19 protein-coding genes are annotated in these 22,702 nt (G+C 68.9%); 4 read left to right on the top strand and 15 right to left on the bottom strand.

The features are described 5' to 3' along the window. Window positions 1-13: 13 nt before the first annotated feature. From rplW to rpsL, 8 genes are all read right to left on the bottom strand, one after another. On the bottom strand, window positions 14-313 hold the full coding sequence (gene rplW, locus A6A25_RS01755; RefSeq protein ID WP_073885918.1) for a 50S ribosomal protein L23: 300 nt from the start codon (window positions 311-313) through the stop codon (window positions 14-16). Beyond that, the gene (gene rplD, locus A6A25_RS01760) at window positions 310-1,002 is read right to left on the bottom strand and encodes a 50S ribosomal protein L4 (RefSeq protein ID WP_073885919.1); all 693 of its coding nucleotides are present in this window, start codon (window positions 1,000-1,002) and stop codon (window positions 310-312) included. The genes rplW and rplD overlap by 4 nt, the downstream gene beginning before the upstream one ends. A gap of 2 nt (window positions 1,003-1,004) precedes the next feature. Beyond that, window positions 1,005-1,655: a 50S ribosomal protein L3 gene (gene rplC, locus A6A25_RS01765; RefSeq protein WP_073885920.1), complete on the bottom strand. Its 651-nt coding sequence runs from the start codon at window positions 1,653-1,655 to the stop codon at window positions 1,005-1,007. 52 nt (window positions 1,656-1,707) lie between these two features. Further along, window positions 1,708-2,013, bottom strand: coding sequence for a 30S ribosomal protein S10 (rpsJ, locus tag A6A25_RS01770; RefSeq protein ID WP_003938093.1), 306 nt, complete (start codon window positions 2,011-2,013; stop codon window positions 1,708-1,710). 327 nt (window positions 2,014-2,340) lie between these two features. Further along, window positions 2,341-3,534: an elongation factor Tu gene (gene tuf, locus A6A25_RS01775; RefSeq protein WP_073885921.1), complete on the bottom strand. Its 1,194-nt coding sequence runs from the start codon at window positions 3,532-3,534 to the stop codon at window positions 2,341-2,343. Between the two features lie 139 nt (window positions 3,535-3,673). Then, the gene (gene fusA / locus A6A25_RS01780; RefSeq protein ID WP_073885922.1) at window positions 3,674-5,776 is read right to left on the bottom strand and encodes an elongation factor G; all 2,103 of its coding nucleotides are present in this window, start codon (window positions 5,774-5,776) and stop codon (window positions 3,674-3,676) included. 108 nt (window positions 5,777-5,884) lie between these two features. After that, entirely contained in the window at window positions 5,885-6,355 is a 471-nt protein-coding gene (rpsG, locus tag A6A25_RS01785) for a 30S ribosomal protein S7 (protein ID WP_073885923.1), read from the bottom strand. Further along, entirely contained in the window at window positions 6,355-6,729 is a 375-nt protein-coding gene (gene rpsL, locus A6A25_RS01790) for a 30S ribosomal protein S12 (RefSeq protein ID WP_030473471.1), read from the bottom strand. Before rpsL ends, rpsG begins: the two co-directional genes overlap by 1 nt. Window positions 6,730-7,219: 490 nt before the next feature. On the opposite strand from rpsL, the gene A6A25_RS01795 reads away from it, so the two are divergent. From A6A25_RS01795 to A6A25_RS01810, 4 genes are all read left to right on the top strand, one after another. Then, a complete protein-coding gene (locus A6A25_RS01795; protein WP_083667811.1) occupies window positions 7,220-8,089 on the top strand; it encodes a phosphotransferase in 870 nt (289 codons plus the stop codon). A gap of 65 nt (window positions 8,090-8,154) precedes the next feature. Next, the gene (locus A6A25_RS01800) at window positions 8,155-8,424 is read left to right on the top strand and encodes a TFIIB-type zinc ribbon-containing protein (RefSeq protein WP_241828457.1); all 270 of its coding nucleotides are present in this window, start codon (window positions 8,155-8,157) and stop codon (window positions 8,422-8,424) included. A gap of 97 nt (window positions 8,425-8,521) precedes the next feature. Further along, complete coding sequence (locus A6A25_RS01805) at window positions 8,522-8,962, top strand: hypothetical protein (RefSeq protein WP_073885925.1); 441 nt, start codon at window positions 8,522-8,524, stop codon at window positions 8,960-8,962. 158 nt (window positions 8,963-9,120) lie between these two features. Continuing rightward, the gene (locus A6A25_RS01810; RefSeq protein WP_073885926.1) at window positions 9,121-9,396 is read left to right on the top strand and encodes a hypothetical protein; all 276 of its coding nucleotides are present in this window, start codon (window positions 9,121-9,123) and stop codon (window positions 9,394-9,396) included. 222 nt (window positions 9,397-9,618) lie between these two features. Here the strand turns inward: A6A25_RS01810 and A6A25_RS01815 are convergent, their stop codons facing one another. From A6A25_RS01815 to A6A25_RS01845, 7 genes are all read right to left on the bottom strand, one after another. Continuing rightward, entirely contained in the window at window positions 9,619-13,515 is a 3,897-nt protein-coding gene (locus A6A25_RS01815) for a DNA-directed RNA polymerase subunit beta' (RefSeq protein ID WP_073885927.1), read from the bottom strand. Between the two features lie 93 nt (window positions 13,516-13,608). Further along, window positions 13,609-17,091: a DNA-directed RNA polymerase subunit beta gene (gene rpoB, locus A6A25_RS01820; RefSeq protein WP_073885928.1), complete on the bottom strand. Its 3,483-nt coding sequence runs from the start codon at window positions 17,089-17,091 to the stop codon at window positions 13,609-13,611. 470 nt (window positions 17,092-17,561) lie between these two features. Then, a complete protein-coding gene (locus A6A25_RS01825; RefSeq protein ID WP_143192913.1) occupies window positions 17,562-18,596 on the bottom strand; it encodes a hypothetical protein in 1,035 nt (344 codons plus the stop codon). Window positions 18,597-18,605: 9 nt separating this feature from the next. Beyond that, complete coding sequence (locus A6A25_RS01830; protein WP_073885930.1) at window positions 18,606-19,133, bottom strand: nuclear transport factor 2 family protein; 528 nt, start codon at window positions 19,131-19,133, stop codon at window positions 18,606-18,608. Window positions 19,134-19,145: 12 nt separating this feature from the next. After that, the gene (locus A6A25_RS01835) at window positions 19,146-20,381 is read right to left on the bottom strand and encodes an MCE family protein (protein WP_073885931.1); all 1,236 of its coding nucleotides are present in this window, start codon (window positions 20,379-20,381) and stop codon (window positions 19,146-19,148) included. Further along, window positions 20,378-21,535: an MCE family protein gene (locus A6A25_RS01840; protein WP_073885932.1), complete on the bottom strand. Its 1,158-nt coding sequence runs from the start codon at window positions 21,533-21,535 to the stop codon at window positions 20,378-20,380. The genes A6A25_RS01835 and A6A25_RS01840 overlap by 4 nt, the downstream gene beginning before the upstream one ends. Further along, the gene (locus tag A6A25_RS01845; RefSeq protein WP_073885933.1) at window positions 21,532-22,701 is read right to left on the bottom strand and encodes an MCE family protein; all 1,170 of its coding nucleotides are present in this window, start codon (window positions 22,699-22,701) and stop codon (window positions 21,532-21,534) included. Before A6A25_RS01845 ends, A6A25_RS01840 begins: the two co-directional genes overlap by 4 nt. Window position 22,702 lies beyond the last annotated feature (1 nt).

The following is a 22,702-nucleotide window of genomic DNA, read 5'->3' on the forward strand; positions in this document are numbered from 1 at the left end:
GTCCTCGTCGTCATCAGGCGGCCGGGCCGCCGAAGATCTCGATCGGCTTGCTCTCGGCGGACAGCGTCACGATGGCGCGCTTGGTGTCCTTGCGCTTGCCGTATCCCGTGCGGGTCCGCTTGCGCTTGCCCTGGCGGTTGATCGTGTTGACGCTGACGACCTTGACGCCGAAGACCTTCTCCACGGCAATCTTGATCTGGGTCTTGTTCGAGCCGGGAGCCACCACGAAGGTGTACTTGTTCTCCTCGAGCAGCCCGTAGGACTTCTCGGAGATGACCGGCGCGAGCAGGATGTCCCGGTGGTCGGGGATCACTTCGCGGCCTCCTCGTCGGCGTCGGACGACGTCGCGGTGGCCTCGGCGGAACCCTGCCCGTGCTGGGCCTTGCTCGCCAGGAACACGTCGAGCGCGTCCTTGGTGAACACCACGTCGTCGTTGACCAGCACGTCGTAGGTGTTGAGCTGGTCCGGCGCGATGATGTGCACGTGCGGCAGGTTGCGCAGGCTGACCCACGAAACCTCGTCGGTGCGCAGCAGCACGGCCAGCACGCGGCGGGCCTCGGTCACCGACTCCAGCACCTTGCGGGCCGACTTGGTCGACGGCGTGTCGCCCTCGACGAAGCCCGTCACCACGTGCACCTGGCCGGCACGCGCCCGGTCGGAGAGGGCACCGCGCAGGGCGGCGGCCTTCATCTTCTTGGGGGTGCGCTGGCTGTAGTCACGCGGCTGCGGGCCGTGGACCGTGCCACCGCCGGCGAACTGCGGCGCGCGGGTCGAGCCCTGGCGGGCGCGGCCGGTGCCCTTCTGCCGGTACGGCTTCTTGCCACCGCCGCGGACGTCGCCGCGGGTCTTGGTGGCGTGCGTGCCCTGGCGGGCCGCGGCCAGCTGGGCCACGACGACCTGGTGCAGCAGGGCCACGTTCGCCTGCGCGTCGAAGATCGCGGAGGGCAGCTCGACGGAACCGTCGGCCTTGCCCGCCGGGGTGCGGATCTCAACGGAAGTCATGATCAGGCACCACCCTTCGCAGCGGTCTTGATGAACACGGTGCCGCCCTTGGGACCGGGCACGGCGCCCTTGATGAGCAGCAGGCCGGACTCGGCGTCCACGCGGTGCACCTTCAGGTTCTGGGTGGTCACCCGCACGTTGCCCATCCGACCCGCCATCCGCAGGCCCTTGAACACGCGGCCGGGCGTGGCGCAGCCGCCGATGGAACCCGGCGAGCGGTGCTTGCGCTGGGTGCCGTGGCTGGCGCCGAGGCCCTTGAAGCCGTGGCGCTTCATGACACCCGCGGTGCCCTTGCCCTTGCTGGTGCCGACCACGTCGACCACCACGCCGGCCTCGAAGACCTCGGCGGTGATTTCCTGGCCGACCGTGTACTCGGACGCGTCCGTGGTGCGCAGCTCCGCCAGGTGGCGGCGGGGCGTGACGCCCGCCTTGGCGTAGTGGCCCGCGACGGGCTTGTTGACCTTGCGCGGGTCGATCGCGCCGAAGGCCAGCTGCACGGCCGAGTAGCCGTCGTTCTCCTGGGTCCGAACCTGGGTGACCACGTTCGGCTCGGCCTTGACGACGGTCACCGGAACGATCCGGTTGTTCTCGTCGAAGACCTGAGTCATGCCGAGCTTGGTGCCCAGGAGGCCCTTAACCTGCCTGTCAGACATGGGTCTCGTTACTCTCCGCCCCAAATGGGATCAACACTGCCGCGTCCAACGCTTACTGGATGTTGACGTCGACGCTCGCCGGCAGGTCGATGCGCATGAGCGCGTCCACCGTCTTCGGCGTCGGGTCGAGGATGTCGATCAGACGCTTGTGCGTGCGCATCTCGAAGTGCTCGCGCGAGTCCTTGTACTTGTGCGGCGAGCGGATGACGCAGTAAACGTTCTTCTCAGTGGGCAGCGGCACAGGCCCGACGACCCGAGCGCCGGTGCGCGTCACGGTCTCGACGATCTTGCGCGCGGACGCGTCGATCGCCTCGTGGTCGTAGGCCTTGAGCCGGATGCGGATCTTCTGTCCCGCCATGATGGCTTGCCGTTCCTCTGCTTCTAGTACCGCTGCGGTGCGGGCACCTTGCACGAGGTCACGGGACCTCCGGCGCGCTCCGCCCCCTATTCAGGATTGACACCGAGCGGTGTCACGGTGCCCGGTCCACGCGGTCGGGCGTGTCGCGCCCCAACACATAGACCGGTCCCACTGATGAAACCTGTGGGATTGTCTTACTCGATCAAACCCCGCTCGTGGCGGGGCGGCCGAGTCCAGAACTCGAACCGGCCGCCCCGACGAGCAACCCGTCAATGGTCGCACACCGGGGTGCGCAGACCAAATCGGGGGGTGAGATTTAGAGCCAGGTCACTTGATGATCTTGGTGACCGAACCCGCGCCGACGGTGCGGCCACCCTCGCGGATGGCGAACCGCAGACCCTCGTCCATGGCGATCGGCTGGATCAGCTTCACGGACATGGACGTGGTGTCGCCCGGCATGACCATCTCGGTGCCCTCGGGGAGGGTCACGACGCCGGTCACGTCGGTGGTGCGGAAGTAGAACTGCGGGCGGTAGTTGTTGAAGAACGGCGTGTGGCGGCCACCCTCGTCCTTCGACAGGATGTAGACCTGCGCCTCGAACTCGGTGTGCGGGGTCGTGGTGCCCGGCTTCACGATCACCATGCCGCGCTCCACCTCCTCGCGCTTGATGCCGCGCAGCAGCAGGGCGGCGTTGTCGCCCGCGCGACCCTCGTCGAGGAACTTCTTGAACATCTCGATCGAGGTGACCGTCGTCTTCTTCGAGGTCTCCTTGATGCCGACGATCTCGACCTCTTCGTTGACCTTGATGATGCCGCGCTCGATGCGGCCGGTCACCACGGTGCCACGACCGGTGATGGTGAACACGTCCTCGACCGGCATCAGGAACGGCCGGTCGACCTCGCGCTCGGGCTCCGGGATGTTCTCGTCCACGGCGTCCATCAGGCCGATGAGCTTCTCGCCCCACTCGGCGTCGCCCTCCAGCGCCTTCAGCGCGGAGACGCGGACAACCGGCAGGTCGTCACCGGGGAACTCGTACTCGGAGAGCAGCTCGCGGACCTCGAGCTCGACGAGCTCCAGGATCTCCTCGTCGTCCACCATGTCGGCCTTGTTCAGGGCCACCACGATGTAGGGCACACCGACCTGGCGGGCCAGGAGGACGTGCTCCTTGGTCTGCGGCATCGGGCCGTCGGTCGCCGCGACCACCAGGATGGCGCCGTCCATCTGCGCCGCACCGGTGATCATGTTCTTGATGTAGTCGGCGTGACCGGGGCAGTCGACGTGCGCGTAGTGGCGCTTGTCGGTCTGGTACTCGATGTGCGCGATCGAGATCGTGATGCCGCGCTGCTTCTCCTCCGGCGCCTTGTCGATCTGGTCGAACGGCGTGAAGGGGTTCAGGTCCGGGTACTTGTCGTGCAGGACCTTGGAGATGGCAGCCGTCAGCGTCGTCTTACCGTGGTCGATGTGACCGATGGTGCCGATGTTGACGTGCGGCTTCGTCCGCTCGAACTTCGCCTTCGCCACTGGAATGTCCTCCTGGACTTCTATTGCTTAGCCCGGCGGGTGGGTTCCCACCCGCCGGACTTCACGTCAGGGTCGGTTGTGCGGACCCCGGGGCATCCCCCCGGAGAGCCCGCGTGGTGCTGCGGTGCTCCGGTTGGGGTTACTCGCCCGTCGCCTTCGCGATGATCTCCTTCGCGACGTTCGCGGGAACCTCGGCGTAGGAGTCAAAGGTCATCGAGTAGTTCGCGCGACCCTGGGTCTTGGACCGCAGGTCGCCGACATACCCGAACATCTCCGACAGCGGGACCAGCGCCTTGACGACGCGGGTGCCACTGCGCTCTTCCATGGCCTGGATCTGACCACGGCGGGAGTTCAAGTCGCCGATCACGTCGCCCATGTACTCCTCGGGCGTGGTGACCTCGACGGCCATCAACGGCTCGAGGATCGCCGGGCTCGCCTGCCGGGCGGCTTCCTTGAGCGCCATGGAGCCCGCGATCTTGAACGCCATCTCCGACGAGTCGACCTCGTGGTAGGCGCCGTCGACCAGCGTCACCTTGACGCCCACCAGCGGGTAGCCCGCCAGCACGCCGTACTGCATCGCGTCCTGGGCGCCCGCGTCCACCGACGGGATGTACTCCCGCGGGATGCGACCACCGGTGACCGCGTTGACGAACTCGTAGAGAGCGCCGTCCTCGGTCTTCTCCAGCGGCTCCAGGTCGATGAGGACCTTCGCGAACTGGCCGGAACCACCGGTCTGCTTCTTGTGGGTGTAGGAGTACTTCTCCACCTTGCGGCGGATCGTCTCCCGGTACGCCACCTGCGGCTTGCCGATGTTGGCCTCGACCTTGAACTCGCGGCGCATGCGGTCCACCAGGATGTCCAGGTGGAGCTCGCCCATGCCGGCGATGATCGTCTGGCCGGTCTCCTGGTCGAGGTTGACCCGGAACGTCGGGTCCTCCTCGGCCAGCTTCTGGATCGCGGTGCCCAGCTTCTCCTGGTCGGCCTTCGTCTTGGGCTCGATCGCCACCTGGATGACCGGCTCGGGGAAGGTCATCGACTCCAGCACGATGGGCGCCTGCGGGTCGCAGAGCGTCTCACCGGTGGTGGTGTCCTTCAGACCGATCACGGCGTAGATGTGACCGGCGATGGCCTCGTCGACCGGGTTCTCCTTGTTGGCGTGCATCTGGAAGATCTTCCCGATGCGCTCCTTGCGGTCCTTGGTCGAGTTGATGACCTGGGTGCCGGAGGAGACCTTGCCGGAGTAGACCCGGATGTAGGTCAGCTTGCCGAAGAACGGGTGCACGGCGATCTTGAACGCCAGGGCCGAGAACGGCTCGGCGCTCTCGGGCTTGCGGAAGGCCGGCGTCTCGCCGTCCTGCAGCGTGCCCTCGACCGGCGGCAGGTCCAGCGGCGACGGCAGGAAGTCGATCACCGCGTCGAGCATGGGCTGCACGCCCTTGTTCTTGAACGCGGAGCCGCACAGCACCGGGTACGCGGAGCCGTCGGCGACGATCTTGCGGATGCCCGCCTTGATCTGCTCGACCGTCAGCTCCTCGCCACCGAGGTAGGACTCCATCAGGGCGTCGTCGGTCTCGGCGACGGCCTCGATGAGCTGCTCGCGGAACTCCTGCGCCTTCTCCACGAGGTCGGCCGGGATCTCCTCGACCGTGTAGTCCTCGCCCTTCTGGACCTCGCCGCGCCAGGTCAGCGCGCGCATCTCGACCAGGTCCACCACGCCGATGAAGTCGCTCTCGGCACCGATCGGGATCTGGATCGGGAGCGGCTTCGCGCCGAGGCGCTCGGAGATGGTGCGGATGGTGAAGTAGAAGTCCGCGCCGAGCTTGTCCATCTTGTTGACGAAGCAGATGCGCGGGACGTCGTACTTCGTCGCCTGGCGCCAGACCTGCTCGGACTGGGGCTCGACGCCTTCCTTGCCGTCGAACACGGCAACGGCGCCGTCGAGGACGCGGAGGTTGCGCTCCACCTCGACGGTGAAGTCGACGTGGCCCGGCGTGTCGATCAGGTTGATCTGGTGGTTCTTCCAGAAGCAGGTCGTCGCGGCCGACGTGATCGTGATGCCGCGCTCCTGCTCCTGCTCCATCCAGTCCATGACCGCGGCGCCGTCGTGAACCTCGCCGATCTTGTAGCTGATCCCGGTGTAGAACAGGATCCGCTCGGTCGTCGTGGTCTTGCCCGCGTCGATGTGGGCCATGATCCCGATGTTGCGGACCTTGGCCAGGTCGGTGAGCACGTCCTGTGCCACGGGTGTTTCCCCTGTCTTGAGCTAGCTGGTAGCAGGCTCACTAGGGCTGGGAGGCGCCAGGCGGGCTGCCGAGTGGGATCCACTGTCGACGGCCCGCCTGGCGGCACGTCACCAGCGGTAGTGGGCGAAGGCCTTGTTGGACTCGGCCATCTTGTGCGTGTCCTCGCGGCGCTTGACGCTCGCGCCGAGGCCGTTGCTCGCGTCGAGCAGCTCGTTCATCAGGCGCTCGATCATGGTCTTCTCCCGGCGCTGCCGCGAGAAGGTGATCAGCCAGCGCAGCGCGAGCGTGGTCGAGCGGCCCGGCTTCACCTCGACCGGCACCTGGTAGGTGGCGCCACCGACGCGGCGGGACTTCACCTCGAGGGCGGGCTTGACGTTGTCCAGCGCGCGCTTGAGCGTGACGACCGGGTCCGTGCCGGTCTTCTCGCGGGCACCTTCGAGGGCGCCGTACACGATCCGCTCGGCCACGGAGCGCTTGCCGTCGACCAGCACCTTGTTGATGAGCTGGGTCACCAGCGGAGAGCTGTAGACCGGGTCGGAGATCAGCGGCCGCTTCGGGGCCGGTCCCTTGCGGGGCATCAGCTCTTCTCCTTCTTCGCGCCGTACCGGCTGCGAGCCTGCTTGCGGTTCTTCACGCCCTGCGTGTCGAGGGAACCGCGGATGATCTTGTAGCGGACACCGGGGAGGTCCTTCACACGACCGCCGCGCACGAGCACCATCGAGTGCTCCTGCAGGTTGTGGCCCTCACCGGGGATGTAAGCCGTGACCTCGATACCGCTCGTCAGCTTCACGCGGGCGACCTTGCGCAGCGCCGAGTTCGGCTTCTTGGGCGTGGTCGTGTAGACGCGGGTGCACACACCGCGCCGCTGCGGGCTGCCCTTGAGCGCCGCGGTCTTCTGCTTGGCGACCTTGTCCTGCCGGCCCTTGCGGACCAGCTGCTGGATCGTTGGCATACGCCGGCTGCTTCTTCCCTTTACGTGCCCGCCGCGTGGGCGACGAGCCCTGTTTACTTGGTCCCTCTCTGCACCCGAGGTCGGGCGTGTCGCCGCTCTCGGCAGTACCGAAAGTGCGTACACAGCACCCCAGGTCCGCAGGCGACATCCCAGGATGCCCCTACGCGTGGAGGTCACCGCGGCCGGCTTTCCAGCACCACTGGCGCGTAGGCACGCGGAGCGGCCCGACATGGGTCGGGCACGAGTACCAAAGATACCCCGCCTGGTTCCCACGGGTCAAAACGGATCCGCCACCACGCCTGATCGAGCGGACGACGCGCTGTGCGCCCGTCCACTGCGGGCGTGACGTGTGACGGTCGTCGCAGCCGCTCGCCCAGCGGCTCACGGCCATCAGAACACGGATGGACGCGGCGCGCAGGCGGACGCGACCGCTATTTCACTCGAACGAGTGGTGCGCGGGGCCGGGCGCGAGTCGGGTCACACTGGTCCGGTGAACTCCGACCTGATCGCGGGCATGGCGGCGCTGGTGGCCGCCGACGCCTCGCCCGAGGTGCTCGCGGTGCGCGGCGACGTCGTGGTGGTCCGGGTCGCGGACGTGGTGCTCAAGGCTCACGAACGCGGCTCGGACCTCGCGGTCCTCACCGCTCGGCTCCGGTTGGCGGCCGACCCGCGGTTGGGCGAGCTGCTGCTCGCGCCCCGGTCGGCGCCGGCGGTGGTGCTCGGGCGGGCCGTGACGACGTGGCCGATGGGCACGCCGGTGCCGCAGAGCGAGCCCGAGGACCTGCCGATGGAGGCCGCCGGGCGGATGCTGGCCGCGTTGCACCGGTTCACCGCGGCGGACTTCGCGCCGCCGGTGCCCCTGGCCGGCGCCGTGCCCCGGATGCGGCGGGCGGTCCGCGACCTCGCGCTCGACACGCCCGCGGCGGACCTGGTGCGACGGGCGTTCGCGACGTTGCCGGAGTTCGAGGAGGGGGGCTCGACGCTCATCCACGGCGACTGGCACCTCGGCCAGCTGGTGTGGCGGGACGGGTTCCGGCTGATCGACGTGGACGACCTGGGTGTCGGCGACCCGGCGTGGGACCTGGCGCGGCCGGCCGCGCTGCACGCGGCGGGCGTGCTCGACCCCGAGGCGTGGGGCCGGCTGCTCGGGGCGTACCTGGACGCGGGTGGCGCGGGCGTGCCGCGGGAGGACCCGTGGTCGGTGTTGGACGCGCCCGCGCGCGCTTTGGTCGTGCAGATGGCGGCGCGTGCGCTTTCCGCTGCGCAGCGCGACGGAACGGAGTTGAACGACGCTCAGGAAGCGCTGATCGACGCGTGTGCCCGGATCGTGTCGACACACGAACCCATTCGGCGCGGCTAATATCGAATCCATCGCGTCAAGAGCAGGAGGCTCACACGATGCAGTGTCCCAAGTGTCATGCGAACATGCGCACCTTCGACCGCATGGGCGTGCACATCGAGCAGTGCGATGGCTGCCGCGGGGTCTTCCTCGACTACGGCGAGCTCGAGGCCATCACCCGGCTCGAGCAGCAGATGGCCACGCCGCCGCCCCCGCCGCCCGTCGCGCCGCAGCCGGCCCAGGTGCACTACGTCCAGCAGCCGGTGCAGCCGGGCTGGGGTGCCGCGCCGGGTTACGGCGGCCACTACGGCCACCGGAAGCACCGCGGCCTGGGTGGGTTGTTCTTCTCGTCCTGACCTTCGGGCCGGTGGCCCCGCGCCCTTCGGTGCGGGGCCACCGTTGCCACTACCGAAAAACCACGCGATACTCGGTAGTGACCCGAGGAGGCCTGTCATGTCCGTCGCCACCGAGGCCGCGCAGATCCGCGACCTGTTCGACCAGATCGAGGAGATCGAAGAGGTCGCCTCGAGCTTGTCGGAGGACGACGAGCGGCGGCGCAAGCTGCACGGCGTGGTGGCGAAGGCCCTGCGCAAGGCCCCTCCGGTGCGGCCAGTGGTGGCCGGTGAGCTGCTGGACCTGACCGAGAAGACCGTCAAGGCGTGGGCGCGCGAGGGTGTGCTGGCCATCCACAGCCAGGAGCCCCGCATGTTGTTGGACGCCGTGCGGCTGCACGAGGTGCTGCACGTCGTGTCGGACCTGAGGCGGGCGGGCAAGAGCCGCGCGTTGCTGGACGAGGTGCACCGGCGGTTGAGCGACGCGGCGCTGCTCGACCGCGACGACCTCGCCACCAGCCTGGAGCAGATGCACCGCGGCGAAGGACGCGTAGTTCGCTGATCACCGTCGTCGAAACGCCCGTCGCGGCCCTCCAGGCCGCCGGCCTGCGCGGTGCGGCCCGAGTCGCCTACGACAGGTTCCTGGACGAACTGGCCCACAGCGGCTGCCTCGCCCTCGGCTACCGCGTGACCGGCCCCGAGCCCCTGCCCCGGCTCTGCGTGAAACACCTCCGCGGCACCGACCGCGTGGTGGTCGCCTTCCCTTCCCCGCGCACCGCGTGGGTGCTGCTCGTCGGCCCGCACGACGACGACCCCGGCCGCGACCTCTACGAGACGCTCTACGAACTGGCCGGCGTCCGCCCGAAGCTGACCGAGAAGCGCACCAAGCCACCGTGCTGCTCCGACGCCACCCCGCCGCTCGCCGACTCGGACCTGGTGGACGACCTGGTCGCCCGCGCCCGCTCCCTGGCCAAATCCCGCCGCCGCCCCACCTGAACCCCGCGCGAGTCGAACACCCAGGTCCCGTGTGTCGAACGTTCAGGACCCCTGAGTTCAACGCTCAGGCCGCCGGCGTGCCTTTACGCGCCCACGCCCGCGCGTCCTGAGCGTTGAATTCGGGGTACCTGAGCGTTCGACACGCGGGACCTGAGCGTTCGACACGCGCGAAAAGGCCCCCGGAGCGGGAGGCTCCGGGGGCCTTTCAGCGGACTAGGTGCTTCAGCGGTAGTCGCGGCCGAAGTCGTAGTCGTCCAGCGGGACCGCGGCGCCCGTGCCCGTGCCGAAGACGTCCGGCGTGTAGTAGCCGTCGTCGTAGCTCGGGATGGCGTACGCCGCCGCACGCGCTTCCTCGGTCGGCTGCACCTGGATGTTCCGGTACCGGTTGATGCCGGTGCCGGCCGGGATCAGCTTGCCGATGATCACGTTCTCCTTCAGGCCGATCAGCTTGTCCGACCGGCCGTTGATCGCGGCGTCGGTCAGGACACGCGTGGTCTCCTGGAAGGAGGCCGCCGACAGCCACGAGTCCGTGGCCAGCGACGCCTTCGTGATACCCATCAGCACCGGACGGCCGGCGGCGGGCTCGCCACCCTCGGCCACCACGGCCCGGTTGCCCGACTCGAACTCCGCGCGCTCGACCAGCGAGCCCGGCAGGAACTCGGTCGCACCCGAGTCGATGATCGTCACCCGGCGCAGCATCTGCCGGACGATGACCTCGATGTGCTTGTCGTGGATCGCCACACCCTGGGCCCGGTAGACCTTCTGGACCTCCTGCACCAGGTGCAGCTGGGCCTCGCGGGGACCCATCACGCGCAGCACCTCGTGCGGGTCGGGCGTGCCCTCCAGCAGCTGCTGGCCCACGTGCACGTGGTCGCCGTCCTGCAGCGGGCCGGTGGCCGTGTTGGCCAGCCGCTGACGCTTGGACAGCTTCTCGAAGACGATCTCCTCGGACCCGTCGTCCGGGATGAGGGTGATCTTCCAGAACCGGTCGCCGTCCTCGATGCGCACCCGGCCGTCGACGTCCGCGATGGGCGCCTTGCCCTTCGGCACGCGGGCCTCGAACAGCTCCTGGACACGGGGCAGACCGGTGGTGATGTCGTCGCCGGCCACACCACCCTGGTGGAACGTGCGCATGGTCAGCTGCGTGCCGGGCTCACCGATCGACTGCGCGGCGACGATGCCGACGGCCTCGCCGACGTCGACCAGCTTGCCGGTCGCCATCGAACGGCCGTAGCACGACGCGCACACACCGACCGCGGACTCGCAGGTCAGCACGGACCGGACCTTGACCCTGGTCACGCCCGCCTCGACGAGCGTGGCCAGCGCCGGGTCACCCAGGTCGTCACCGCGGTTGAGCACGATGTTGCCATCGGCGTCGGTGATGTCCTCGGCGATGGTCCGCGCGTACACGCTGGTCTGCGCGAACTCGTGCAGCGCGACCTTGTCGCCCTGCCGCTCGCCGACCGTCATGTTCACGCCGCGCGTGGTGCCGCAGTCGACCTCGCGGATGATGACGTCCTGCGACACGTCCACCAGACGACGGGTCAGGTAACCCGAGTCGGCGGTGCGCAGCGCGGTGTCGGCCAGACCCTTGCGGGCACCGTGCGTGGCGATGAAGTACTCCAGCACCGACAAGCCCTCGCGGAACGAGTTCTTGATCGGACGCGGGATGTACTCGCCCTTCGGGTTGGTCACCAGACCACGCATGCCTGCCAGCGACCGGACCTGGGTCATGTTGCCCGCCGCCCCGGACTTCACGATCATGCGGATCGAGTTGTCCTCGGGGAAGTTGGCCTCCATGACCTCGGCGACCTCTTCGGTGGCCTTGGTCCACACCTTGACCAGCTCGTTGTTGCGCTCGGTGTAGGAGAGCTGACCGCGCTGGTAGCGCTTCTCCACCGCGTCGGCGAGCTTCTCGTACTCGTCCAGGATGCCCTGCTTGGCCTCCGGCACGAGCACGTCGGAGATCGCGACCGTGACACCCGACCGGGTGGCCCAGTAGAAACCGGCGTCCTTCAGCTTGTCCAGCGTCCGGGCGACGGTGACCATCGGGTACCGCTCGGCGAGGTCGTTGATGATCGTGGCCTGCCGCTTCTTGGGCATGACCTCGTTGATGAACGGGTAGTCCTGCGGCAGGACCTCGTTGAACAGCACGCGACCGAGGGTGGTCTCGGCCAGCCACGGCTGACCGGGCTCCCAGCCCTCCGGCTCCTGGCCCTTCGGCGGGTTCTTGTCCGTGATCCGGATCTTGACCATGGACTGCAGGCCCAGGACCTTGCGGTCGAACGCCATCAGCGCCTCGGCCGGGGAGGAGTAGGCCTGGCCCTCGCCGAGGTCGTTCTCCTTGTGCCGGGTCAGGTGGTACAGGCCGGTGACCATGTCCAGACGCGGCATGGCCAGCGGCTTGCCCGACGCGGGCGAGAGGATGTTGTTCGACGACAGCATCAGCACGCGCGCCTCGGCCTGCGCCTCGGCGGACAGCGGCAGGTGGACCGCCATCTGGTCACCGTCGAAGTCGGCGTTGAACGCCTCGCAGACCAGCGGGTGCAGCTGGATGGCCTTGCCCTCGACCAGCTGCGGCTCGAAGGCCTGGATGCCCAGCCGGTGCAGCGTGGGCGCGCGGTTGAGCAGCACGGGGTGCTCGGTGATGACCTCTTCCAGCACGTCCCACACGGCGGGACGCGCGCGCTCCACCATCCGCTTGGCGGACTTGATGTTCTGCGCGTGGTTGAGGTCGACCAGCCGCTTCATCACGAACGGCTTGAACAGCTCCAGCGCCATCTGCTTGGGCAGGCCGCACTGGTGCAGCTTCAGCTGCGGGCCGACCACGATGACCGAACGGCCCGAGTAGTCGACGCGCTTGCCGAGCAGGTTCTGGCGGAACCGGCCCTGCTTGCCCTTGAGCAGGTCGGACAGCGACTTCAGCGGCCGGTTGCCCGGACCCGTCACCGGCCGGCCGCGGCGGCCGTTGTCGAACAGCGCGTCGACGGCCTCCTGCAGCATCCGCTTCTCGTTGTTGACGATGATCTCGGGCGCGCCGAGGTCGATCAGTCGCTTGAGGCGGTTGTTGCGGTTGATGACGCGGCGGTACAGGTCGTTCAGGTCGGACGTGGCGAAGCGGCCACCGTCGAGCTGCACCATCGGGCGCAGGTCCGGCGGGATGACCGGGACGCAGTCCAGCACCATGCCTTGCGGGTTGTTGCGGGTCGCCTGGAAGGCGGCCACGACCTTCAACCGCTTCAGGGCGCGCAGCTTCTTCTGGCCCTTGCCGCTGCGGATGGTCTCGCGCAGCACGTCGGCCTCGGCGTCGACGTCGTAGTCACCCAGGAGCTTCTGGATGGCCTCCGCGCCCATGGCACCGGTGAAGTAGTCGCCGTAGCGGTCGTACAGCTCGCGGTAGAGCAGCTCGTCCGCGATCAGCTGGGCGCGCTCGAGCTTGGTGAAGGTGGACCAGATCTCGTCGAGCCGGTCCAGCTCGCGCTGGGCGCGGTCGCGGAGCTGGCGCATCTCGCGCTCGCCGCCCTCCTTGACCTTGCGGCGGACGTCGGACTTGGCGCCCTCCGCCTCCAGCTCGGCCAGGTCGGCTTCCAGCTTCTGCGCACGGGCCTCGACGTCGGCGTCACGCCGGTTCTCGACCCGCTTGCGCTCGACCTGCATCTCGTTCTCGAGCGTGGGCAGGTCGTTGTGGCGCAGCTCGGTGTTCACGCCCACGATGACGTAGGCCGCGAAGTAGATGATCTTCTCGAGGTCCTTGGGGGCCAGGTCGAGCAGGTAGCCCAACCGGCTGGGGACGCCCTTGAAGTACCAGATGTGCGTGACGGGCGCGGCCAGTTCGATGTGGCCCATCCGCTCACGGCGCACCTTGGCGCGGGTCACCTCGACGCCGCAGCGCTCGCAGATGATGCCCTTGAAGCGGACGCGCTTGTACTTGCCGCAGTAGCACTCCCAGTCCCGGGTGGGACCGAAGATCTTCTCGCAGAACAAGCCGTCCTTCTCCGGCTTGAGCGTGCGGTAGTTGATGGTCTCGGGCTTCTTGACCTCGCCGTAGGACCACTGGCGGATGTCGTCCGCGGTCGCGAGACCGATGCGAAGCTCATCGAAGAAGTTGACGTCGAGCACGTCTACTCTCTTCCCCTTTTTGGTTCGGTGCTGCTTGGGGTGCTGGTGGCTGGGTCACCGGGAGCGGCGGGCGCTCCCGGTGACCGGCGAGCGTCAGTTGACGACGTCGTCCACGGACGGCGACTCGGACCTCGACAGGTTGATGCCGAGGTTCGCGGCCGCGCGCTCCAGGTCTTCGTCGTCGCCGTCGCGCATCTCGATCGCGGCGCCGTCCGAAGACAGCACCTCGACGTTGAGGCACAGCGACTGCAGCTCCTTGAGCAGCACCTTGAAGGACTCCGGGATGCCCGGTTCCGGGATGTTCTCGCCCTTGACGATGGCCTCGTAGACCTTCACGCGGCCGAGCACGTCGTCGGACTTGATCGTGAGCAGTTCCTGGAGCGTGTACGCGGCGCCGTACGCCTGCATCGCCCAGCACTCCATCTCACCGAACCGCTGGCCACCGAACTGCGCCTTACCACCCAGCGGCTGCTGCGTGATCATCGAGTACGGGCCGGTGGAACGGGCGTGGATCTTGTCGTCCACCAGGTGCAGCAGCTTCAGGATGTACATGTAGCCGACCGACACCGGGAAGGGGTACGGCTCGCCGCTGCGCCCGTCGAGGAGCACCGCCTTGCCGTTCTCCTTGACCATCCGCTCGCCGTCGCGGTTCGGGATCGTCGAGCCGAGCAGGCCGGTGATCTCGTCCTCGCGGGCACCGTCGAAGACCGGCGTGGCCGTCTTCGTGCCGGGCTCCACGTGGTAGAGCTCCTCGGGCAGGTTCTTCGCCCAGTCCGGGTCGCCGTTGATGCTCCAGCCCTGCTTGGCGATCCACCCGAGGTGGGTCTCCAGCACCTGGCCGATGTTCATACGACGCGGCACGCCGTGCGTGTTCAGCACGATGTCGACCGGGGTGCCGTCCTCCAGGAACGGCATGTCCTCGACCGGCAGGATCTTGCCGATGACGCCCTTGTTGCCGTGGCGGCCGGCGAGCTTGTCGCCGTCCTGGATCTTGCGCTTCTGGGCCACGTAGACGCGGACCAGCTCGTTCACGCCGGGGGGCAGCTCGTCGTCGTCCTCGCGGCTGAACACGCGGATGCCGATGACCTTGCCGTACTCGCCGTGCGGCACCTTCAGCGACGTGTCGCGCACCTCGCGCGCCTTCTCGCCGAAGATCGCGCGGAGCAGGCGCTCCTCCGGGGTCAGCTCGGTCTCGCCCTTGGGCGTGACCTTGCCGACCAGGATGTCGCCGGGCTGGACCTCGGCGCCGATCCGGATGATGCCGCGCTCGTCGAGGTCGGCGAGGACCTCCTCGGAGACGTTCGGGATGTCCCGGGTGATCTCCTCGGCGCCCAGCTTGGTGTCCCGCGCGTCGATCTCGTGCTCCTCGATGTGGATCGAGGTCAGGACGTCGTCCTGCACGAGGCGCTGCGACAGGATGATCGCGTCCTCGTAGTTGTGGCCCTCCCACGGCATGATCGCGACGAGCAGGTTCTTGCCCAGCGCCATCTCGCCGTTCTCGGTGCACGGTCCGTCGGCCAGGACCTGGCCCTCCTGCACCCGGTCGCCCTCGTTCACGATGGGCTTCTGGTTGATGCAGGTGCCCTGGTTCGAGCGGCGGAACTTGTGCAGGCCGTAGGTCTGCCGCGAGCCGTCGTCGGCCATGACCGTGACGTAGTCGGCGGAGATCTCCTCGACCACACCGGTCTTCTTGGCCACCACGACGTCACCGGCGTCGACCGCGGCGCGCAGCTCCATGCCGGTGCCGACCAGCGGCGACTCGGAGCGGAGCAGCGGCACGGCCTGGCGCTGCATGTTCGCGCCCATCAGGGCGCGGTTGGCGTCGTCGTGCTCGAGGAACGGGATCATCGCGGTCGCGGCCGACACCATCTGCCGCGGCGAGACGTCCATGTAGTCCACGTCGGACGGGTCGATCATCTCGACCTCGCCGCCCTTCTTGCGGACCAGCACCTTCTCCTCGAGGAAGTTGCCCTCGTCGTCGATCTTGGCGTTCGCCTGCGCCTTGACGTAGCGGTCCTCTTCGTCGGCCGTCAGGTAGTCGATCTGGTCGGTGACCCGGCCGTCGACGACCTTGCGGTACGGCGTCTCGATGAAGCCGAACGGGTTGACCCGCCCGTAGGAGGACAGCGAGCCGATCAGGCCGATGTTCGGGCCTTCCGGCGTCTCGATCGGGCACATGCGGCCGTAGTGCGACGGGTGGACGTCGCGGACCTCCATGCCGGCGCGCTCACGGGACAGACCACCCGGGCCCAGCGCCGACAGGCGGCGCTTGTGGGTCAGGCCCGCGAGCGGGTTCGTCTGGTCCATGAACTGCGACAGCTGGGACGTGCCGAAGAACTCCTTGATCGCCGCCACCACCGGGCGGATGTTGATCAGGGTCTGCGGCGTGATGGCCTCGACGTCCTGGGTCGTCATGCGCTCGCGGACGACGCGCTCCATGCGGGACAGGCCGACCCGGATCTGGTTCTGGATCAGCTCGCCGACGGTACGCAGGCGGCGGTTGCCGAAGTGGTCGATGTCGTCGACCTCGACGGGCACCTCGACGTCGCCGGGCTGCATCGTCGTCTCACCGGCGTGCAGGCGGACCAGGTACTCGATCGTCGTGACGATGTCGTCCTCGGTCAGCACGCCCGTGGTGATCGGGGTGCTCAGGCCCAGCTTCTTGTTGACCTTGTACCGGCCGACCTTCGCGAGGTCGTAGCGCTTGTCCTTGAAGAACAGGTTCTCCAGCAGCGCCTGCGCGGACTCCTTCGTCGGCGGCTCGCCCGGACGCAGCTTGCGGTAGATGTCGAGCAACGCCTCGTCGGTACCCGCGGTGTGGTCCTTCTCCAGCGTCGTCAGCAGCGTCTCGCTGAACGAGAAGCGCTCGCGGATCTGCTCGGTGGTCCAACCCAGGGCCTTCAGCAGCACGGTCACCGGCTGGCGGCGCTTGCGGTCGATGCGGACACCCACGGTGTCGCGCTTGTCCACGTCGAACTCCAGCCAGGCACCCCGGGACGGGATGATCTTGACGCTGAAGACGTCCTTGTCGGTCGTCTTGTCGATCGCGGTGTCGTAGTAGACACCCGGCGAGCGGACGAGCTGGGAAACCACGACCCGCTCGGTGCCGTTGATGATGAACGTGCCCTTGTCGGTCATCATCGGGAAGTCACCCATGAACACCGTCTGGCTCTTGATCTCGCCGGTGGTGTGGTTGGTGAACTCCGCCGTGACGAACAACGGGGCGGCGTACGTCATGTCCTTGTCCTTGCACTCCTCGGTCGAGGCCTTGACCTCGTCGAAGCGCGGATCGGAGAAGGAGAGCGACATCGAGCCGGAGAAGTCCTCGATCGGGGAGATCTCGTTCAAGACCTCCTCGAGGCCGCCCGTCGGCGCCTCGTCACCTTCGTCGACGCGGCGCTGGAACCACGCCTCGTCGCCGGTGAGCCATTCGAACGACTGAATCTGCAGGTCGAGCAGGTTGGGCGTCTGAAGCGGTTCGTGGATCTTCGCGAAAGAGACTCGCTTCGGCGCTCCGGGAATCCCCGACGTGGAGTTGGTCGCAGCAGTGGCCTTGGTCGCGCGAGAGATCGCCAAGATGCGTCCTTCCAGGGACAGGTAGCTGGCTAGTCAGCGGAACTAGCACGGCTGTCAAGGGTGCGGCGATGCCCGGCAATCCAGCTCTCGGCGAAGGGCAAACGGAAAGAGGGCAGCGCAAAGGAGCAGTCTAGCCACGGACGCGGCAACTGTCGAGAGGCACCTGGAAGGACCTTTCTCGTGCTCACCGACAGAGTGACCCCGCTGACGCTCACAGTCAAGATGCCACGCGGCGATCACTCCACTGGCGCAAGCCGCGATAACATGGAGTTACCGCTGTGACCTGCGAAAATACATGGACGTGAGCCGACGTGAACCTTTGGCGGGTGTTCAGACCCCGAAGGGAGATGGTGTCGACTTCGTTCGGTCACCGATGGAAAAGTGTGGCGCAGATCACGTTGTGCGGAGGCGTAGAACCAGGTTCGCAGTCCTGAGTGGACGCCCGGAGGGGCCGACCGGCCGCCGGCGGGTCAGCACTTGGCGGTTTCGGCCGCCTGGTCGCCGCTCTGGCCGAACATCTCCATGTTGTCGACCTTCCACCGGCCGTCGACCTTATGCGCGCCGACCCGCATCATCGCGATGCCGCCGCCGCTCTGGTTGTCGGTCGTGCGGGTGGTGACCTGGTCGAGGAACAGCAGCACGGTGGCCCGGTCGCCTTCGAGCGAGGTCACCCCGCTGGACACGGCCTTCACCGTGACCACGAGCTTCTGCTCGGGCGCGAGCTTGCGCACCGGGTCGAAGATCGCGTTGTACTGGCACTGGGCCTTGCCCACCAGCAGCTCGTTGGCCGCCTTCTCGGTGGCCGAGACGTCGGCGAAGTTGTAGGAGAACGCCTTCTCGACCGCCTCGCGGGTCTGGCCCGCGACCTCGGTCGTGCCGGCGCTGTCCACCAAGGCCTGGTTGTAGCGGATGCCGTCCTCGCGGTGCTGGAACCACACGCCCAGCCCGACCAGCAGGCCGGCCAGCACGACCAGCGCGATCGGCAGCACCGGTCCGGAGGTGGCCGGCCGGGTGGAGCGCGCCCGGTCGGGGTCGTGCTTGGCGACCCACTCGGTCACGTCGTCGTCGGCACCGGGCTTGGCGTGCTCCGGGCCAAACTCGTCCAGCACGCTGGGCGCGACGGCCTCGCCGGTGCGCTTGCGGCGGCCGGTCGGCCGGGGGCGCGGTGCGGGTTCGGAGGTCTCGTCCCCGTCCGCGGTGTCCTCGCCAGGCTCGATCAGGCCGGTGGCGTCGGTCGCGCGCATGACGTCGCGGTCACCGGTCAGGGCGTCGTGGCCCGTGCGGGCGGCCGTCGCGCCGGTGGTCGGCCGGTCGTCGGCGCCCAGGTCGGTCTCAGCACCGGCCTCGACCTGCGCGTCCGCCACCGTCACGTCCTCGACCGGCGTCGTCCCGGCACCGGCGGGGGTGGCGCCCTGCTCCGGGCGTTTGCGCAGGCCGGCGACGCGCGGCCGGGTGGTCGGCGTGGTCGGGACGGGGCGGCGGCGGGACGGTGGCACTGACGTCATCTCCTCGGTTCACGCGCCGCCGGCCGCGACCGGCCCCAGCGCGCTGAGCTTCCAACCGGCATCGGTGCGGGTCAGGTCCGTCTGGTACCGGTTGACCTTCTTCACCGACTGCCCGCCCTCCGGCGTCACCGTGGTCTCCACGACGGCGATCAGGTGCGCCTTGCCCGCCCGCGCGTCCAGCTCGGTGACGGCGGCGTCCAGCACCCGGCTCACGGTCACCGTCTTGGCGTCCTGGATCTGCTTCTTCCGGCTGTCCCGGCCGCTCTCGATCTCGCCGCGCAGCTCACCGGTGGACGACTCCAGCCACCGGTCGAGGTCCTCGTCGACCTTCTTGTAGTCGAGGGTGGTGAAGTTCGCGATCCCGACCTGCCCGACCCGCAGCACCTCTTCCCGCTCCCGCGAGAACGTCACCGAGTCGCTGGACGACGCGCTCCACCACGACGCCCCGGCCCACAGCGCGTAGCCGAAGGCCAGCACGGCGAGCGCGACCGCGACCGGCAGGGCCCAGCCCCACCGGCCCGCACCTCGAACGTCCATCCGTCCCTCTCCTCAGCCCGGCAGACCGAGCAACTGCCCCAGGCTGGTCAGCACCGGCGGCTCGGCGGCGGTCCGGTCGGCGGCCGGTTCCCGGCCCGGCTGCGACGTCGCGTCACCGGTCGGCGTGGCGACCGGAACCCCACCGTAAGGCGCGTTCTGGGCACCCCGCACGCTGGTGGCGCTCCCCCGCGCCAACGCGCAGTAGGCCTGCGTGTTGAGGGGCACGGGCGAGGTGTCGGTGCCCTGCCGGATCGTCGTGGCGTCGTAACCGACCGTGCACGGCGGCGGGTCGAACACGTTCAGGGCCAGCCCGAAGTGCGCGCCCGTGCCGTCGCCCTTGGCCACGGTGAACCCGCCGCCGACGACGATCGGGTACGTCACCGCGATCTGCTCCAGCCCGTCCAGCCGCGTGACCAGGATGTTCCCCGTGGTCAGCAGGTTGGCGAGCACCACGCCCAGGTTCGGCCCGGTCTCCGCCAGCAGCGCCGACACCTGCTCGGCAGCCTGCGGCGAGACGCCGATGAGCCGCCGCAGGTCGGTGTCGGAGTTCTTCAGCTGCTCGGCCAGCGACCGCAGGTCCGCCGAGAACGACCTGATCGCGCCACCCTGCTCGGCCTGCGTGTTCAGCACCACCAGCCCGCTGTCGAGCAGCGCCTTCGTCTGCGGCAGGTGGTCCGTCGCCGCCTGGGTGAACGCCTTGGTGTTGTCCAGCAGCACCTGCAGGTCCGGCCCGGTGCCGTTGAACGCCAGGTCGAGCTCGTCCACCACGGTCCGCAACGACTCGGTCGGCACCGACTTGGCGAACGCGTCGAGGTTGGTGAGCAGGTTGTCCACCGGCGGCGGCGTCTTCGTGGCCGAACGCGGGATGACCGCACCGTCCGCCAGGTACGGCCCGTCGTCACCGCGGGGCCGCAGGTCGACGAACTGCTCGCCCACCGCGGACCGGTTGGCGACCACGGCCTCCAGGTCGGCCGGGATCGAAGGCGCGCTCGGGTCGATGTCGAGGTCGACCTCCAGCCCGTCCGAGGTCAGCCGCATCTGCCCGACCCGGCCCACCGCGACACCGCGGTAGGTGACCTCGGCGTTGGTGAACACGCCGCCGGACTCGGCGAGCTGCATCGTCACCACGTACCCGGACGCGCCGAACACCCGGCCGAGCCCGACGTACCGGGCGCCGACGTAGCTCACGCCGACCAGGGCGATCAGCACGAACGCGCCGATCTGGAGCTTGGTCCGACCCGGGATCACCGGCCACCTCCGAGCAGTCCGCCGAGCAGGTCGCCCAGCCCGGAGTCGCCCGACACGCCGGGCAGCGGCAGGTTCGGCAGGGGCAGCGGCAGCGACGGCGCGTTGCCGTCGATGCCGGGCAGCCCGGGCAGGCTCGGCAGCGGCGACTGCCGCGACCGGCCCAGGTTCTCCACGACCGTGCCCAGGTCCAGGTCGAGGTCGGCGTACAGGTTCGTGTAGTCGCCCTTGATGCCGTCCACCGCCGAGTCCGGGAACGGGTAGGTCAGCAGCAGCTCGAAGCCGTTGGGCAGGTTCGTGCCCGCCTCGGCCAGCTTGCGCAACGTCGGCGCCAGCGCCTTGAGGTCGGCCACGATGTCGTCCTTGGACTTGTTCACCGTGTCCACCGCGACGTCGGACAGCGTGTCCAGCGACTGCAGCAGCGTGACGAGCTGGGTGCGCTGCTCGCTGAGCACCTTCAGGCCCGGCTCCAGCCCGTCCAGCACGCCGGTGATCTGCTCGCGCTGGGCGTTGAGCGTGCCGCCGAGCCGGTTGATGCCGTCCAGCGCGCGGGTGATCTCGTCCTTGTGCGCGTCCAGGTCGCCGACCAGCCGGTTCAGGTTGTCCAGCAGCGACCGGATCTGCGGCTCGTTGCCCTCCAAGGCCGCGTTCAGCTCCCGGCTGATGTCCTGCAGCTGGGCGATGCCACCGCCGTTGAGCAGCATGGACAGCGCGCCGAAGACCTCTTCGACCTCGGGGTTGCGGTTGGTCCGCTCGACCGGGATGACCGAGCCGTCGGCCAGCGCGCCCTCGGCACGCCCCTCGGCGGGCCCGGCCAGCTCCACGTACTTCTCGCCGAGCAGCGCGGACTGGCGCAGCCGGGCCACCGAGTTGCCCGGCAGCCGCACGTCGCCGTTGACCAGCACGGTCACCTCGGCGGTCCAGCCGTCCGCGCCCAGGTCGATCCGGTCCACCCGGCCCACCGGCACGTCGTTGACCTTCACGCCCGCCTGCGGAACCAGGTCCAGCACGTCCTTGAACTGGACCTTCACCTCGTAGGGCCGGTCGCCGAGGTCCGCGCCGCCGGGCAGCGGCATGTTGTAGACGCCGTCGAAGCCGCCCGAGCCGCAGCCGGTCAGCACCAACGCGCTCGCCACGAGCACCCCGATCCGCCTCACTGGGGCACCCCCGCGAGCGGCAGGGGCAGCGGCAGCTTGCCCTGGGACAGGTCGCTCACCACTTCGGCGGGCGTCTTCAGCGGCACGGCACCGCTGAGCAGCGGTTCCAGCTGCCGGCACGTCTCAGCCAGCACACCGGGCACCCGGCCGGGCTCGACGCCCTGGATGAGCTTGCAGACCAGCACGATCGGCGGCTGGTTCAGCTCGTTGAGGTCGGCGCGGACGTCGAGCGTGCCGGAGGCCGCGTTGTAGGCGTTCTGCAGGTTGCCCAGGGCCAGCGGCCCGACGTCCAGCGCCTCGGCCAGCGACGCGCGCTGGTCCACCAGGATCTGCGTGATGCCGGCGAGCTTGTCCACGTTCGACTTGAGCACGGCCCGGTTGTCCTGGATGAAGCCCTGCACCTGGCCGAGCGCGGTGGCCAGCTCGTTCAGCGCGCCGCCCAGGTTCTCCCGCTCGTCGGCCAGGAATTCGGCGACCTCGGCCAGCTGCCGGTTGAGGTCGCGCACCTGGCTGTCGCTCGCGGCCAGCATGCCGGTGAACTTCTGCAGGTTGTCCACGGTGCCGAACAGGTCGTCCTTCGAGCCGGACAACGTGCGCGTGGCGTCACCGAGCTGCTTGATCGTGTCGCCGAGCGCCTGCCCGTTGCCCTGGAGGTTGTCGGCCGCCGAGTCCAGCAGCTCCGACAGCGCGCCGTCCTTGTTCGCCCCGTTCGGGCCCAGTGCGGTGGTCAACTCGTCCAGGCTCGCGTACAGCTCGTCCAGCTCGACCGGGGTGGCGGTGCGCTCACGCGGGATGGTCGCGTTGTCGCCCAGCACGTCGCCGCCGGTGTAGGCGGGCGCGAGCTGCACGTACCGGTCGCTGACCACGCTCGGCGCGACCACGACCGCCTGCGCGTTCGCGGGCACCTTCACCGTGCGGTCGAGCGACATCACGACCCGCACCGTCGTGCCGCGCGGTTCGACCTCCTCGATGGTGCCGACCCGCACGCCGAGCACCCGCACGTCCGAGCCCGGGTAGACGCCGACGGCCGCGCCGAACACGGCGGTCACCCGGCGGCTGTCGGCACCGGCGAACACCCACCACATCGCCGCCGCGGCCAAGATCGCGAGCACGCACGCGATGGCCACGGCACGCACCAGGTCACGGCCCGCTCTCGTGGTAGCCACG

It is taken from the genome of Saccharothrix sp. CB00851 (assembly GCF_001905065.1).
Classification (GTDB): Bacteria; Actinomycetota; Actinomycetes; order Mycobacteriales; family Pseudonocardiaceae; genus Actinosynnema.

Excerpts from the sequence above, each read along its gene's own strand:
- rplC (WP_073885920.1), bottom strand. The coding sequence starts at position 1,655 with ATGTCTGACAGGCAGGTTAAGGGCCTCCTGGGCACCAAGCTCGGCATG.
- rpsL (WP_030473471.1), bottom strand. The coding sequence starts at position 6,729 with ATGCCAACGATCCAGCAGCTGGTCCGCAAGGGCCGGCAGGACAAGGTC.
- A6A25_RS01800 (WP_241828457.1), top strand. The coding sequence starts at position 8,155 with ATGCGCACCTTCGACCGCATGGGCGTGCACATCGAGCAGTGCGATGGC.
- A6A25_RS01805 (WP_073885925.1), top strand. The coding sequence starts at position 8,522 with ATGTCCGTCGCCACCGAGGCCGCGCAGATCCGCGACCTGTTCGACCAG.
- rpsG (WP_073885923.1), bottom strand. The coding sequence starts at position 6,355 with ATGCCCCGCAAGGGACCGGCCCCGAAGCGGCCGCTGATCTCCGACCCG.
- A6A25_RS01830 (WP_073885930.1), bottom strand. The coding sequence starts at position 19,133 with ATGGACGTTCGAGGTGCGGGCCGGTGGGGCTGGGCCCTGCCGGTCGCG.
- A6A25_RS01825 (WP_143192913.1), bottom strand. The coding sequence starts at position 18,596 with ATGACGTCAGTGCCACCGTCCCGCCGCCGCCCCGTCCCGACCACGCCG.
- rplD (WP_073885919.1), bottom strand. The coding sequence starts at position 1,002 with ATGACTTCCGTTGAGATCCGCACCCCGGCGGGCAAGGCCGACGGTTCC.
- rpsJ (WP_003938093.1), bottom strand. The coding sequence starts at position 2,013 with ATGGCGGGACAGAAGATCCGCATCCGGCTCAAGGCCTACGACCACGAG.